The following is a 14,205-nucleotide window of genomic DNA, read 5'->3' as shown; positions in this document are numbered from 1 at the left end:
GTTGCGTCCCGCTCATGGAAGTCGGGCGGATCATCGCAAGGAGGCCCAAGGATGAAACTGCTTCGCTATGGCGAACCCGGTCGTGAGCGCGCCGGCCTGATGGATGCGGATGGCCGTATCCGGGCTCTGCCCGAGGCACTAGGCGATCTGGCCGGCGAGCGGCTGACGCCGGCCGGGCTGGCGGAGATCGCCGCGCTCGATCCGGCGACGCTGCCGCTGGTCGAGGGGTCGCCGCGCCTGGGTGCGTGCGTCGCGCGGCCCGGCAAGTTCATGTGCATCGGCCTCAACTACCGCGCCCATGCGGCGGAGAGCAACCTGCCCGAACCGACCGAGCCGGTGATCTTCGGCAAATGGACCAGTGCGGTCGTCGGCCCGAATGACGATGTCGAGATCCCGCGTGGCTCGACCAAGACCGACTGGGAGGTCGAGCTGGGCGTAGTGATCGGCACGCGCGGCCGCAATCTGTCGCAGGACGCGGCACTGGCGCATGTCGCCGGCTATTGCGTCATCAACGACGTGTCGGAGCGTGAGTATCAGATCGAGCGCGGCGGCACCTGGGACAAGGGCAAGGGCTGCGACACCTTCGGGCCGACCGGCCCCTGGCTGGTCACCGCCGACGAAGTGGGCGATCCGCAGGCGCTGCGCGTGTGGCTGGAGGTCGATGGCCATCGCTATCAGGACAGCAGCACCGCCGACATGATCTTCCCGGTCGCCGAGCTGGTCGCCTATGTCAGCCAGTTCTGCACGCTGGAGCCGGGCGACATCATCTCGACCGGCACGCCGCAGGGCGTCGGCATGGGCCAGAAGCCGCCGGTCTATCTGCGCGCCGGACAGGTCGTGCGGCTGGGCATCGACGGGCTGGGCGAGCAGCGGCAGCGCTTCGTCGACGCCGCCTGAGGGCGAAGGGAGGCGGAAGGCCCGGCCGGTCGGGGGCCGGCCGGGCAAAAGCGCGGCCGGTTAACACCGATCATCCTCATCGCCGGGGCCTTTTTCGCGCCAGCCTCGTTGAGCGGTCCAGCCGACACTGGCTGGCAAGAGGATGAAGCGATGGCCGTGAAATTCGCCGGAACCATGAACGCGATCAACCGCGGGCTCGAAAGCACCAAGGCGACCAAGGGCGCCGACATGGTGGAGGATTGGGAGGCCGCCCTCGCCGATCTCGATACGCCGGGCGCCAAGGGTATCCTTCGCGATCTCGCCTCGCTGCGCAAGCAGCTGGAGAAGAGCGAGCCGGATGCGGACCGGGTCCATGCCCTGCTCCATCGCCTCGGCGCGGCCACGACCAGGATCGCCGACAAGGCGGAGAAGTCGCAGGACAAGCTGAAGGCGCTGGGCGAGGCGCTGACCGAAGCCGGCGAGGACCAGCCGGACGAGGAAGAGGATGCCGAGGCCGCCGCCGCCCCGAAGCGGGCGCGCAAGAAGGCCTGAACCGGCGGGGCGGGCGCGCGATCCTCCGCCCCGGCTGGATCGGCGGCTCGGTCCGCCGCATCCGCGCATCAAAAGACTTGAACCTGGATCGACAAGGCCGTCACAATGGACGCTGCCTGACGGAGCCTTCGACTCCGCCATCGGCATTGTCGTGGATGCCCTGTTCGAGGAAGGTCGATGCGTCTCTCCCTGCTGCCCCGTCTGTTCCTGACGGGTATCGCGGCCAGCGTCATGGTCCCGGCTCCGGTCGCCGCGAGCGTGTTCGAACTGTCCGATCTCCAGCGCGAGATGCAGGCGGTGATGGCGCAACGCTCCGGCGAATATGGCATCGCCGCGATCGACCTGAGCGACGGCTCGACCGCCGTGGTCAACGGCCATATCGCCTTTCCGATGGCCAGCACGGTGAAGCTCGCCATCGCCGCCGCCTATCTGACCGATGTCGATCGCGGGCGGCGCAGCCTGAACGACATGATCGCCGGCCGGCCCGCCGCCAAGGTGCTGGAGGCGATGATCGTCCATAGCGACAATGTGGCGGCCGACCAGCTGTTCGCCGCCCTGGGCGGCCCGGCGGCGGTGCAGCAATGGGTCTGGTCGCAGAAGATCATCGGGATGCGCGTCGACCGCACCATTGCCCAGTTGCTGCGCGAGCGGGGCCATCTGGCCGACAGCAAGGACGTGGCGACGCCGGTCGCCATGGTCCAGCTCCTCAAGGCGCTGGACAGCGACACGGTGCTGGCGCCGCAAAGCCGGTCCTTCCTGCTCGGCCTGATGGCCAAGTGCCGGACCGGCACCCGGCGCATCCGCGCGCTGTTGCCCGCGGGGACGGTGGTGGAGGACAAGACGGGGACGCTGGACGGCATCACCAACGATGTCGGCTTCATCACCATGCCCGATGGCCGCCGCGTGGCGATCGCGGTGTTTGCCCGGGGCGGGAACGATCGCCAGCCGGTCATCGCCCAACTGTCGCGGATGATCTACGACCGCTTCACCGCCAGCGTCCGCAATGCGGTCGCGCTGTTCCTGCGGCTGCAATAGGGCCTCCCGCCGATCCGTCATGGCAAAAGGCCCGCTACCTCCGCTGCGAAGGGAGCTGGCGGGCCGCAGGATTCGACGGAGAGTGTCACCGGTAGCGAGGGTCGAACATCGCACCGACCGGTATCATCCCTCCCCGCGCAGGGGAGGGTTGGGGACATCGATCCGGCGTGAGACCGATGTCCGAATTCAGAAGTCGAAGCGCACCGATGCGGCGATCGTCCGGCCGTTGATCGAGCGGGCGCGGACCAGCTGGTTGGACGGGATGGCGGCATCCTCCGCCTCGGTGATGCCCTTCACGTTGAAGATGTTGTTGGCGTTCACGTTGAAGCTGACATTGTCCGCCGCGCGCACCAGCACGAAGCCGTTGACCTGCGTATAGGCGGGCATCTTCAGCTGGTTGACCGGCTGGGTATAGCTGGAGGTGGTGCCGATCACATTGGCGCCGAAGCTGATCGCGCCGAAGTCGAACTGCGGCGTCGCCTGATAGACGAAGGCCGCCTGGCGCTGCGGGCGGTTGCCGTTCAGCGTCGCATCGGTGGCGTCGCGCGTGATCTTGGCGTCGGTATAGGTGCCGGCGGCGGTCAGCGAGAAGGGACCGGCGCGGAACCGTCCTTCCAGCTCGACGCCGGTCGCCTCATAGTTGCGGCTGGTGAATTGCTGCTGCGACAGCAGATAGTTGGTTTCCTGCGTCCGCGCGTTGAACACGGTCGCATAGAGGCCGATCCGGCCGGCCGAATATTTCAGGCCGCCCTCGGCCTGCTTGACGAAGTCGTAGGGTTTGGAGCCGTTGACCAGCCCGCCGGTCTGGAGGTCGATCGTCGGCCCGAACAACAGGCGGTCGGCATTGACGCGCCCGCCCCGGCTGTAGCGGGCGAAGGCGGCAAGCGTGCTGCTCAGCCGGTAGTTGGCGCCCGCCGAATAGGACAGGTAGCTATAGTTGTAATCGATGCCCGTGCGGTTGTTGGGCAGGAAGGCGACCGTCCGCTCGGCCGGCGAGATCACGCCGTCGCCGTTCATGTCCTGCGCCCGGGTCGTCACCGCGCCGGGCAGGTCGCCGGCGATGTTGCCCTTGGCCGAGCCGAAATCGTAGCGCACGCTGCCGTCGACGTTCAGTCGGCCGATCTCGAAGCCGAGCTGCGCGAAGGGCGCGTTGGTCGTGTAGCGCATGTCGTAGCTGCGGCGGCAGCAATTGCCGAAAAAGGCCGCCGAATAGAGCGTGCCCCCCGCCGTCTGCGACACGCCCGCCGCGTTGCGGATGTCGACCAGCACCGATTGCCCGTTGCCCTGCACGCTCTGGAAGAAGGAGGTCCACAGCCAGTCGGTCTTCACGTCCTGGCGCGAATTGTAGATGCCGGCCGCGATCGACAAGGCGCCGCCGCCCAGATCCACCGTGCCGTTGACGCGCACGTCGTTGGTGATGTTATTCAGGCTCTTCAGGTCGACATCGAACAGCACGACGCTGGCGAGCAGGCCGTTGCCGCCCAGCGTGCCGGGATTGGCGATCCGCTGGCCGGTGAGCGGACCGCTGGCGTAATAAAGCTGCGATCCGGCGCCGGCGAAGCCGTTCGCCGTTGTCTGCGCATCGCCGACCGCGGCCGGGAAGGGCGAGACGAAGTCGCCGGAAATGTCGGAATAGCGGAACCGCTCGGTCACGGTCCAGCGATCGGCGATCTCATATTGCCCCTCGAAGCCGACCGACTTGACCACCGGGTGCATCCCGTCGCCGATGTTGCGGCGGACCGGGTTGTTGTCGCCGTCCAGCGTCAGGACCGAGCGGATATAGCGGCTGTGGAGCGTATCCTCGTTGATCGAGAAGCCGGGGATGTTCTGGTAGTCCGGGTTGCCATTGCTGCCGGTCACGCGCACCGGGTTGGGCAGATAGGCGATGCTGCGGTCGTCGAGATACTTGCCATAGAGACGGACATAGCCGCCATTGAACTCGCGGGTGATGTTGGCCTTGATCTGGCCGCCGCGCATCGCGTCATAGCCGACGTCGCGGGGACCGTCGCCCAGGCGGTAGAAGCCGCTGAGCTCATAGCGCGTCTGGGCGTCGATCTTGCCGCCATAGGCGAAGTCGGCGCGATATTCGCGATAGTCGAGGCCCGACGACAGCTGGAACGAGCCGCCTTCCTGTTCGCCGGTCTTCGAGATGAAGTTGATGATGCCGCCCGGCGAGTTGCTGGCGAAGGTCGAGGCCGAGCCGCCGCGCACCGATTCGATACGGGCGAGCGACAGGTCGTTGCGGATGAAGATGTCGGCATTGCCGAAGATGATGTCGCCGAACTCCAGCACCGGCAGGCCGTCTTCCTGCAATTGCAGGAACTTGGAGCCGCCCGAGGCGACCGGCAGGCCGCGCACCGAGATATTGGCATTGCCTTCGCCGCCCGACGCCTCGACCCGGACGCCGGGGAGGTTGCGGAGGATTTCGGCGGTGTTGCGCGGCGGGATCTTGGTGGTGAGATCGGCGTCGAGCGAGCTGACCGACACGGACGTATCGAGCCGGTTGCGCCCCTGCGCGACGCCGGTGACGACGATATCCTGCGAATCGGCGGGATCAGCCGGTTGTGCCGTGGCGGTATCCGCTGCCTGCGCGTCGGTCTGCACGGTCGGCGCCTGTGCGTGGACGGCGCCCGCGATCAGAAGCGCGGGGATCGAAGCGAGCAGTCGAAAGCGCAGCGACATGAAAATCTCTCCTGAACAGAACCTCTGCGGGCCTGGGGTCAGGATTACCATCTCAACAAACGATTGCAACATGCATTCCGCAATCGTTTGCAGTTACGGCATGGCGTGACCTATTCGCCACACCGGAGCAGGATGACATCGGGTGGACCCAAGCCGTCGTCGCGAGCGTAGCGAAGCAATCCAGGGCGTCACGCGCGGCTGTGGATTGCTTCGCTACGCGTGCAATGACGTTTCCAGGTCAGGGTCATGTCATCAGGCTCTATCCTGCGTCTGCGATTCGCGGGGCGCATTCGGATGCGGCGCTGCGAAATGATCTGCGGGCGGGGGCGGGCTGCATCCGGGCGCAGCCATATGGGGCGATGGTGGTTCGATTGCCGGCAACGAGAGGCCGGGCTCGTTCCCATGCATCATCGTCTCAAGCCGAAGCGAGCGAGGTGCAAGGCTAAGCGATTGTGAAACTACCGATCCCCGCCATTAGGCTGGGAGATGGTGACCCCTACGAGAATCGAACTCGTGTTTTCGCCGTGAGAGGGCGGATAACGGCACAACAGGGTACATCCTGACACGTGAACGTGTATCGAACATCGTTGATTTTGCGCGGTTTATGGGTTCACGGTGTACCAGCCTGTTTCAGCGTGTATATTGCCGACGTGTTACCGAAGTCGGGATTGCCATGGGCCGAGCCGTAAAAGACGCCAAGCTGGACAAGCGGGATGCCCGCTTGAAGCTCGCCGTTCAGAAAGAGCCGCACTGGCGTCTCGTCAGCGAGGGTGCGCACTTGGGATACTACCGTGGTGCCCGTGTCGGGAAATGGGTCGCGCGCTTCAAAGCGCCTGGTTCCGCAGGTGGGTATGCGAAGAAGACGCTGGGTGAAGCGGACGACGTGCGCGACGCGGATGGTGAAACGATCCTCACGTTCCGGCAGGCTGACGATGCCGCCCGAATATGGTTTGCGGAGAAGGCCCGCGGCGACGTCGAGGTAGTCGGACCATTCACCGTCGCCACTGCGCTGGATGAGTATGCAGCCAGCTTCAAGATTCGAACTGGCGCCATCCCCAGCGATCTTAAGTCCCGAATCGACGAGATCATCAAGCCTGCGCTGGGGCACTATGAGGTGGCGAAGCTGACGCAGAAGATCGTCAGCGGATGGCATGAGGCACGGGCCAGCTCGCCAGCCAAGCTACGGACGCGAAAGGGTGCCGAGACACAGAACGAGCGAGCCGTCGACGACAAGGAAGGGCTCCGGAAGCGTAGGGCGACTGCGAATCGCGACCTGACCGTTCTGAAAGCTGCCTTGAACAAGGCGGCCGAGACTCGCGATTGGCTGCCGATCACCGCCTGGACCAAGGTGAAGCCGTTCAAGGGCGTTGATGTCGCCAAGCGACGCTATTTGACCGACGACGAAGCGAGGCGGCTGGTCAACGCCAGTGATCCCGACTTCCGGCCGATCGTGCGGGCTGCACTTCTGACTGGTGGCCGATACGGCGAACTGCGCCACGCCCAGGTGAAGGATTACGACCGCCAGTCGAAAACCGTCTACCTGCGCGAGACGAAGAACGCAGAGCCACGGGCGGCGTACCTTGATGACGAGGGCGTCGAGATGATGGAGCAGGCTGTCGTGAACAAGGGCCCACAAGCCTTCATATTTATGCGCCCTGACGGGACACAATGGATGCGGAGCCAGCAACTGCGCCGCATGGAAGAAGCGTTCGACCGGGCCAAGATCGACAAGACCACGTTCCATGATCTTCGCCGCAGCTACGGTGCAAGGCTTGCCAGGGCAGGCGTGCCGATGGCCGTGATCGCGGAAGCGCTGGGACACAAGGACGAGCGGATCACCCGCAAGCACTACGCTCACCTAGCGCCGAGTTACGTGTCTGAAACGGTACGTTCAGCCGTGGCGGGGCTTGGGATTGTCGAGAAATCCAACGTGCGGAGGCTGGTATGACGATACCGATCCGTTTGCCGGACAGGGTGCCGTCGTCCTCTTGGATCGATCAGGTCCACGAGATGATGATTGAGATCGGCACGGAATACCCTCGTGCTACAATGGAGCGAAAGCGCCGTTTAGCGGGGGCTGTAATCGCACAGCTCCTGGCTGCGACGAGGGATCTCGGTGTATTCGACGGCGAGGCTGCTCCAGCCGAAGATGCATTGCTCCAGATGTTGATGATGATTGGCGATCTGGAGGGTGGGCGGCGCCATCCTTGGGGGTTGCCGATTAGCGTTGGTGGCACCAGCGGAGAAACTCAGGTTGATCGCGAGCTGAGGCTTTGGGCGATCACCGCCGTTATTTTGCTTAAGCGCTCGGGCAAGGGTCCCGTCGCCGCATATCGCGCTGTAGCCGAACGCCTGACGGCGGCAGGCCATGCAATCACCGACGGTGGCGTGAAGACTTGGTTCACTCGATACAGCCGGGCACCACTGCCGGCAGATCGGGAGCGAGTTACAGACCGTATCATGGTGCTGGAGAGCACAGGCGCGGATGCCGCAACCATCGCCTCACAATATATGGCCGACCGGGATGGTCTTGTCCGCCACATCATCGAACGGTTTCAATCGTAGCATTTGGTGAAACCACCGTCCCTCCGAAGCTCTGGGTGTCCCGGCATACAGCGCAGGACTTCAGGAGGTTCAATGTCCCTACCAGAACCCATCGCACTGACGGTCAGCGAAGCGATCGCTGCGTCGCGGTTGTCCAGATCCGAGCTCTATCGTGCGTTCCAGCGGGGTGACCTGTCGGCTAAGAAGCACGGCCGCCGCACGCTGATTATGCGTGATGAGTTGACCCGCTATCTGACCAACCTGCCGAATTATCAGGCGGCGGCGTGATCCGGCATGTTCTCATCAGCAACGGGTGCCGTCGCCCCTAAGACGCGAAAGGGCCGGACCGCCACAGTCCAGCCCTCCACGAATTTCATCAACAGCAACGCCGACACAGATAACATTACGGCCCTGCGGCTGCAACGGCTTCGTCTGCTTGGCATCATCGGTTTTCGTGCCGAAATGCTTGCCGATCTGGCCTGGGAGACGTCGCATGGCTGATCCCCGTGACTGGTCGAGCACCTTCCCATTGCCGCCGCACCTCGCTGCGCTCCAGCTGCTGGTGAACCGCTGTTCTAGCCCTGAAGCCCGCAAGGAACTGATCGTCACCGCCGGCGCCTGCGAGGCGATCGGACGGACCGAGGGCTTCGTCATGGTCACCGCTAATCAGCTGGAGACGGCATGATGAGCGCGCGTCGTGACGGATTGCCAAGGCGCCTGATCGTGCTGCGGCAAGTCGAAGGAACACGCTGGTGCGTGGTCGAACACGTGATCCATAACGGCAAGCGCCAATTCGCCGGCCGGATCGCCACCGCGCGTGAATATGGTCCGGCGTGCATGGCCGGGCTGGAGGCATCGCGCCGCCAGCGTCTTCCCTTCGGCATTGAGGCGAATGGACAACGGCTCCGGCGCTTCGATGCAGATCGTGACATGCCTCGTCGCCCCTTCAGACCGCATGTGGAGGGCTTCTGATGGCGCTCCTAGACGTGCCGGCGATCCGGCAAGCCTACCCCGTGGCACCGGTTGTGGCCGGAGCAGGCGTAAAGCTGCGGCCGGTCGCGGGCGAACTGGCAGGCTGCTGTCCGTTCCATGCCGACCGGTCGCCCTCCTTTTATGTATTCGGCAAGGGAGAGCGGTGGCACTGCTTCGGCTGCGGAGCCTCCGGGGACGTGCTCGACTTCGTGCAGCGCGCCTACAGCGTTACCATGCGGCAAGCCGCTGAGCGCCTCTGTGGTGGTGATCTGCCGGTAATCGACGCACCCAAGGTGGACGCACGGGGCGAGCGCAGCAACAGCTACGCGCTGGAGATCATCCACGATAGCGCCCCGATCGATGGCACCCCGGCGGAGGGCTATTTGCGTCGTAGGGGCATTACCTTCGCTCTGCCGCCCGCCCTGCGGTTCGCGCGCCTGAAACCGCCCAAGGATAGCGGAGTGCTGGCGGCGAACGGTCCCGGCCTGTTGCCCGCCCTGGTGGCTGTGGTGACGGGCCCAGACGGCACCCCGGCTGGTATTCAGCGAATCTACCTTACCAATGATGGGCGCAAGGCTGCGTCCGCTGACGGCAAGGTGAAGTTCTCGCTGGGGTTCGTGCGAGGTGGCGCAGTCCGGCTGGGCCCGGTGCTGGATCATGGCCTCGTGCTGAGCGGCAGCGTGGAAGATGGTCTGTCTTTGCTAGAGATGGGGGCGCCGTCCGTGTGGGCCGCGCCCGGGGAAGGCGGGCTCCGCGGGATGCATCTGCCTGAGCTGGTGCGCGGTGTCGTTATCGGTGGCGATGGTGATCGGGAGGGTAGGCGCCATGCAGAGGCAGCGGCCCTCGCTATCGTCCGTGGCGAGCGTGAAGTGCGGATCGTCTATCCAGGCGGCGGCGCCAAGGACTTCAACGAAGAGTTGCGGGGAGGCGAGGCATGAACGCTATACCTCTCGCTACCCGGATTGAAGACGCGCGTCCCTTCACCCCGACTGCGGTTATCGAACCGGAAATTTTCCCGATCGCCGACCTGGTGGCATGGGGAGAAATCGAACCCACGCCGAAGGCATTCCGGATGGCGGGCTACGTGCCCGAACAGGAAGTAACGATCTTCCCGGGTCCCGGCGGCGTTGGCAAATCGACCTTCGCCCTCCAGCTGTGCGCGTGCAGCGCCGCTGGCAAGCCGATGCTGGGTGTCGATGTCGAGTCTGGCGCAGCCCTGTACGTCACGGCGGAAGACGATGACCGCGAGAACCACTGGCGTCTGCGCAAGATCGCCACCGCGATCGGTACGACGCTGAACGACCTCGCCGGCAAGCTCCACATCGTTTCGTTGCGGGGTAAGCTGAACAACGAACTGGCGACTTTCGACTCGGAAGGCCGGCTTCGTCCCGCGCCCGCCTATGCGCTGCTCCGGGCTACCATCGCTGCCACCAAGGCCAAGCTGATCGTGCTCGACAACGTCGGCCATCTCTACGTCGGCAACGAGAACGATCGTGGGCAGGTGACGGGCTTCATTAATCTCCTGTACCAGCTCTGCCGCGAACTCGATGTCACCGTCGTGCTGATCGCCCACCCGAACAAGGCGGGCGACAGCTATTCAGGCTCCACCGCCTGGCTGAATGCCGTCCGGTCGCAGATCGTGCTGCAGCGTCCCGAGGATAGCCCGGATCCCGATGCCCGCATCCTGACCCTCGGCAAAGCCAACTATGCCCGGCCCGACCAGCAGCTGGCATTCCGCTGGCACGACTTCGCTTTGATCCTCGACAAAGACCTGCCTGACGACCGACGGGCCGAGGTGGCGGCGATCATTCGGGCCAATACCGAGAATGCGGCCTTCATGGCATGCCTGGCGGAGCGGACCCAGCAGGGTGAGGGGCGGCAGGTCGGGCCGAATACCGGACCCAATTATGCGCCCACTCAGTTCGAGGGGATGCCCCAGGCAAAGGGACTGAAACGCGATCGTCTCAAGGCCGCCATGGACCGGCTTTTCAGCATCGGCGCGATCGAAACGCACACCTATCGCAACACCACCAAGGGCCGCGATGTAACCATCATCAGGGCTGTCCCGGGCAACCCCGAACACCCACCCCGAACGCTTCCCGAACACGTTCCCCAAACACCCCCGAACAGTTCGCCCGAACACCTCACCCCACACACCCCCCTACTACGTAGGGGGATGGGCGCCGCCTTTCAGGGCTCTGCGCCCATCCCCGAAGGCACCGAAAATCACATGACCGGCAGGGATCGCCGCACGGCGTCGGGGATGATCCTCGCACCCGGCGAAACCGGCGACGAGCCGATACCAGGATGGGAGAACCAGGCATGACCGAACCACTTCGCTTCACCTCGCCGGAGCTGCCGGGGATCCTATTCGTGCGTCGCCCCGTCACCCAGCCGCCAGTCGATGGCACTGTCTGCCTGGTCGACGACGGACATGCCCTCGGTTGGCATCGTCGACCCGTCGCTGCTCGGTATCGCGAAGGTAAGTGGACCACCGAGCGGGGGCGCCGCCTGCCGTTCGATCCATTGTTCTGGACATTGATCGAGGGGCAGTCCGATGAAGATTGATCAGCCCACCAACTTGGGCGACATCGATCCCGCGCGCATCGATGTGGCGACTGACCCGAAGCCGAAGCAGAGCCGCCGCAAGGTGCAGAAGATGCCGGCCTTGCTCAAGCCATGGGCCGAGAAGGCGAAGGCGCGCATGGACAAGCGCCCTGCGTCTCCCGGTGTGATGATGGAGCCGCGTGGCGACCTGGGTGACTTCCAGGCGGTGGCGCCCCACGACAATCACGAGGTGTGGTCGCTACAGATCCACGACGCCTTTGGGACGCGCTCGCCATCGACCGTTGCCGTGTTCATGGACCAGCTGCGCTCGCTTTGCGGGCAGAACTGGAACGACGAGCGCAAGGCATGGCATCCGAGCGAGACCGAGCTCAACGCCGCCCTGAACTTCATCAACAGCGTGCAGCCACGCAACGAGGCAGAGGCGGCGCTCGCTGCCCAGATGCTCGCCGTGCACTTCATGACGATGCGCATGTCGTCCCAGGCGCTGAAGACGGGGGACGCTGGCATGGCCTCGATTGCAGCCAAGCTCGCCCGAACCTACGCCGCCCAGATGGACACGCTGCAGCAGGCCCGCGGCAAGCGTCGGTCGACCCGACAGCACATCACCGTCCGCCACGAGAAGCACATCCACACCCACCAGCATCAGCACCTAGCAGCGTGGGGTTATGCGGTCCCCGAACCGGCCCCCTCTACACTTCCTGGAGAGCATCATGGACTCGCAATCGAACAACGAGCCGAAGCAGTTTGCAGCCGCCCCCCGGTGTCAGGCGAGGACCCGGTCGGGCAAGTCGTGCCGATCGGCCGCCGTGCACGGAAAGCGGGTGTGTAGGATGCACGGCGGTATGTCACCTGGCGCACCGAAAGGTGAGGCACATGGACGTTGGCGCAATGGCGCGTGGACGTTGGAGGCAAGGCAGCTGCGTGCCGATGCCAAGCGGTTGCTGGCAATCGTCGAGGGGCTGGTGCCATGATCGGGTTGAGCGGACCAACTCGGCTGGCAGCTGCCCTGGAAACCAGGATCGTCGAGCTGGAGACGCAGCGGGACAACGCTGCCACGCGTCGGAAACGGCGGGAATTCAACCAGCTGCTTTATCGCAATCGCGAACTGCTGCGGTGGTGCAAGACGCGGGTAGGCTATCAGGCTGAGCATCGTGCCTGGTTGTCCCTTGGGATAGTAGACGGGGGGCGCGACGCATGAACCATGATCTCGTAACCGGCCGTGCGCGCCTTCAACGCCTGCTGACTGCCGTGGATCGCGATCCCGTCTCTCAACAGATCAGCATGACCGCTGCGCTGGCCCAAGCGCGTCACCTGGATCGTGTCGGCGACATCAACGACACACGGCGCCTCGCTGGTGTGCTGACGAAGATCCTCTCGGTGATGGCAGAGCGTGACGACCACGATGCCACGGCTCAAACTGCCGGTGAATTGCTGGCGGTGCTGTCCGACCTCGCCGATGACGGGGACGAGGATATGGCGATCGGTGTAAATGCATCAGCTGCTGACGTGAGCCCGCAGGTAGTCGAGATCGCTCGGGCATTCGCGCAGAGCCGACGGCGATCTTGCATGTAGTGGCCGAAAGATACCCTTAAACAGGGTGGCAAGTATTAAGCTGGTTTATGCTCGAGTGCGGCACCCATTTCTGCTTTTTTTCCAAAATGCGGGTAAGAAGGTTACTGAGGTTGGCCAGAAAACCAAATTACATCAGAGCATTTTATGTAGACGGGCGGTGATATAGGTGAGATCCTGTATCGATAGTACGAGTCTTGCGCGATTTCATAGGGGGAAATATGCGGCACGGTTCATACCTTTTAGGTTTATGCGGCCTCACCTCCTGCATTGCTGTCGTTGAGCCGGCATCGGGGCAGAGTTTGCCCAGCAAAGCTAGCATAGCCGACCTAGAAAAGCAGCGAGCAGACATTGATATAAAAATCGCTGAAATGAAACTAGAGCAGGCGAAAGCTGCGACAGCGACGGCACTTCAGAATGAAGCTAGTGCTAATCAGCAGCTCGCCGCATTGCGATCAAGCGCGAATGCTAACCTACCGGCATCAAGCTCAAATCAGCCGGCTGCGAAGATTGACGGGCAAACTGTTGACGAGCAGGGCGCGGCACAAACTGTACCGATTACTGAACCATCTCTGGTAGAAAAGACAGCGGCTGCGGTTAAAGATAACAGTGTAAATGCTACTGTCACCGAGAAAACTGGAAAAGGCAACGAAACTACGGTCGCTTTTTCCCCGACGGCTCTTCGAGATGATGAAGATGGTCGTCAAAAATTTGGCGGAATAGAATTTGGTATCGGAATAGCCTTTTCAGTGGATCTGGGAAAAAATGACAGGATAAGGGAGGCTGACATAATAGATAACGTTGTTCGAGTGCGGCAAAGCGACAACGTCAGAGCAAGGTTAATACTAGAGTCTCACTACCTGTTTACACCTGAGGGGCTTCCATTCGGCTTTAACCGTTTTCTGGGTCTCGAGGACAATGAGAAAGCGGTATATGATAGTGTCGGGAAGTTGACTCGGGCAGCAAAGAATAACTGGGGCTTCGGCCCGTTTGTCGTGCTGCAACCGGGAACGAACAATATAATTGATGCAATTGGTGCCGGCATCATGTTGGGTCTAAGAAGGCCTGGCGAAGGTAGTGACAGTTTCAATATCGGGCTGGGTGTTCTGTATGACATTGATGCTCGGATTTTAGGTGACGGCTTTGTTGCCAATCAACCTCCTCCTGGTACAGAAACTACCGTCCGGTTTAAGACTCGCGAGCAGAGTGGGCTTCTTTTAATGACATCATATACTTTCTAACCGGGCTATAAGCACTCGACGCGTGCGTACATCTGGCTGAGTAAAATCCTTGTTGAACCCGATTGCATCGCTGAAAATATGGCATGGATATGCCTATTCACAAGCGTCAAGGCGGCAAACAATGTGATTGCCGCATGGGCCTTCGAATGCCCGCTTGGCTTTACGC

At 63.1% G+C, this 14,205-nt stretch carries 15 protein-coding genes; 14 read left to right on the top strand and 1 reads right to left on the bottom strand.

Features of this window, described 5'->3' with window-relative positions:
• Window positions 1-51: 51 nt before the first annotated feature.
• The 3 genes from BRX43_RS03270 (at window position 52) to BRX43_RS03260 (ending at window position 2,463) form a co-directional block, all read left to right on the top strand.
• Window positions 52-897 carry a fumarylacetoacetate hydrolase family protein gene (locus BRX43_RS03270; RefSeq protein ID WP_125993399.1) on the top strand — a complete coding sequence of 282 codons (846 nt, stop codon included), beginning with the start codon at window positions 52-54 and terminating at the stop codon, window positions 895-897.
• A 150-nt stretch (window positions 898-1,047) separates the two neighbouring features.
• Window positions 1,048-1,428, top strand: coding sequence for a hypothetical protein (locus tag BRX43_RS03265; protein ID WP_206433085.1), 381 nt, complete (start codon window positions 1,048-1,050; stop codon window positions 1,426-1,428).
• Between the two features lie 177 nt (window positions 1,429-1,605).
• A complete protein-coding gene (locus BRX43_RS03260) occupies window positions 1,606-2,463 on the top strand; it encodes a serine hydrolase (RefSeq protein WP_125993398.1) in 858 nt (285 codons plus the stop codon).
• A gap of 186 nt (window positions 2,464-2,649) precedes the next feature.
• Here BRX43_RS03260 and BRX43_RS03255 read toward each other — a convergent pair whose 3' ends face one another.
• Window positions 2,650-5,145, bottom strand: a complete 2,496-nt coding sequence (locus BRX43_RS03255; protein ID WP_125993397.1) for a TonB-dependent receptor — start codon at window positions 5,143-5,145, stop codon at window positions 2,650-2,652.
• Between the two features lie 673 nt (window positions 5,146-5,818).
• Between BRX43_RS03255 and BRX43_RS03250 the strand changes: the two genes are divergently transcribed.
• The 11 genes from BRX43_RS03250 to BRX43_RS03195 all read left to right on the top strand — a co-directional run bounded on the left by BRX43_RS03250 (window position 5,819) and on the right by BRX43_RS03195 (window position 14,039).
• A complete protein-coding gene (locus BRX43_RS03250) occupies window positions 5,819-7,093 on the top strand; it encodes a site-specific integrase (protein ID WP_164523507.1) in 1,275 nt (424 codons plus the stop codon).
• Window positions 7,090-7,710: a hypothetical protein gene (locus BRX43_RS03245; protein WP_125993395.1), complete on the top strand. Its 621-nt coding sequence runs from the start codon at window positions 7,090-7,092 to the stop codon at window positions 7,708-7,710. Before BRX43_RS03250 ends, BRX43_RS03245 begins: the two co-directional genes overlap by 4 nt.
• 72 nt (window positions 7,711-7,782) lie before the next feature.
• Window positions 7,783-7,977, top strand: a complete 195-nt coding sequence (locus BRX43_RS03240) for a helix-turn-helix domain-containing protein (protein WP_125993394.1) — start codon at window positions 7,783-7,785, stop codon at window positions 7,975-7,977.
• 205 nt (window positions 7,978-8,182) lie between these two features.
• Entirely contained in the window at window positions 8,183-8,374 is a 192-nt protein-coding gene (locus BRX43_RS03235) for a hypothetical protein (protein WP_125993393.1), read from the top strand.
• Window positions 8,374-8,661: a hypothetical protein gene (locus BRX43_RS03230; RefSeq protein WP_206433084.1), complete on the top strand. Its 288-nt coding sequence runs from the start codon at window positions 8,374-8,376 to the stop codon at window positions 8,659-8,661. The genes BRX43_RS03235 and BRX43_RS03230 overlap by 1 nt, the downstream gene beginning before the upstream one ends.
• Window positions 8,661-9,599, top strand: a complete 939-nt coding sequence (locus BRX43_RS03225; protein WP_125993391.1) for a CHC2 zinc finger domain-containing protein — start codon at window positions 8,661-8,663, stop codon at window positions 9,597-9,599. Before BRX43_RS03230 ends, BRX43_RS03225 begins: the two co-directional genes overlap by 1 nt.
• Window positions 9,596-10,987 (top strand): AAA family ATPase, encoded by a 1,392-nt coding sequence (locus BRX43_RS03220; RefSeq protein WP_125993390.1) that lies wholly within the window; start codon window positions 9,596-9,598, stop codon window positions 10,985-10,987. Before BRX43_RS03225 ends, BRX43_RS03220 begins: the two co-directional genes overlap by 4 nt.
• On the top strand, window positions 10,984-11,229 hold the full coding sequence (locus BRX43_RS03215; RefSeq protein WP_125993389.1) for a hypothetical protein: 246 nt from the start codon (window positions 10,984-10,986) through the stop codon (window positions 11,227-11,229). The genes BRX43_RS03220 and BRX43_RS03215 overlap by 4 nt, the downstream gene beginning before the upstream one ends.
• Window positions 11,219-12,058 (top strand): hypothetical protein, encoded by an 840-nt coding sequence (locus BRX43_RS03210; protein WP_125993388.1) that lies wholly within the window; start codon window positions 11,219-11,221, stop codon window positions 12,056-12,058. The genes BRX43_RS03215 and BRX43_RS03210 overlap by 11 nt, the downstream gene beginning before the upstream one ends.
• 365 nt (window positions 12,059-12,423) lie before the next feature.
• Window positions 12,424-12,801, top strand: coding sequence for a hypothetical protein (locus BRX43_RS03200; protein ID WP_125993386.1), 378 nt, complete (start codon window positions 12,424-12,426; stop codon window positions 12,799-12,801).
• 194 nt (window positions 12,802-12,995) lie between these two features.
• Window positions 12,996-14,039, top strand: coding sequence for a hypothetical protein (locus BRX43_RS03195; protein ID WP_125993385.1), 1,044 nt, complete (start codon window positions 12,996-12,998; stop codon window positions 14,037-14,039).
• The last annotated feature ends 166 nt before the right edge of the window (window positions 14,040-14,205 follow it).

Source organism: Sphingomonas sp. S-NIH.Pt15_0812, from assembly GCF_003951315.1.
Lineage (GTDB): Bacteria > Pseudomonadota > Alphaproteobacteria > Sphingomonadales > Sphingomonadaceae > Sphingomonas.
The sequence above is the reverse complement of the archived record's forward strand: the minus strand, read 5'-3'. Positions and strand labels throughout refer to the sequence as shown.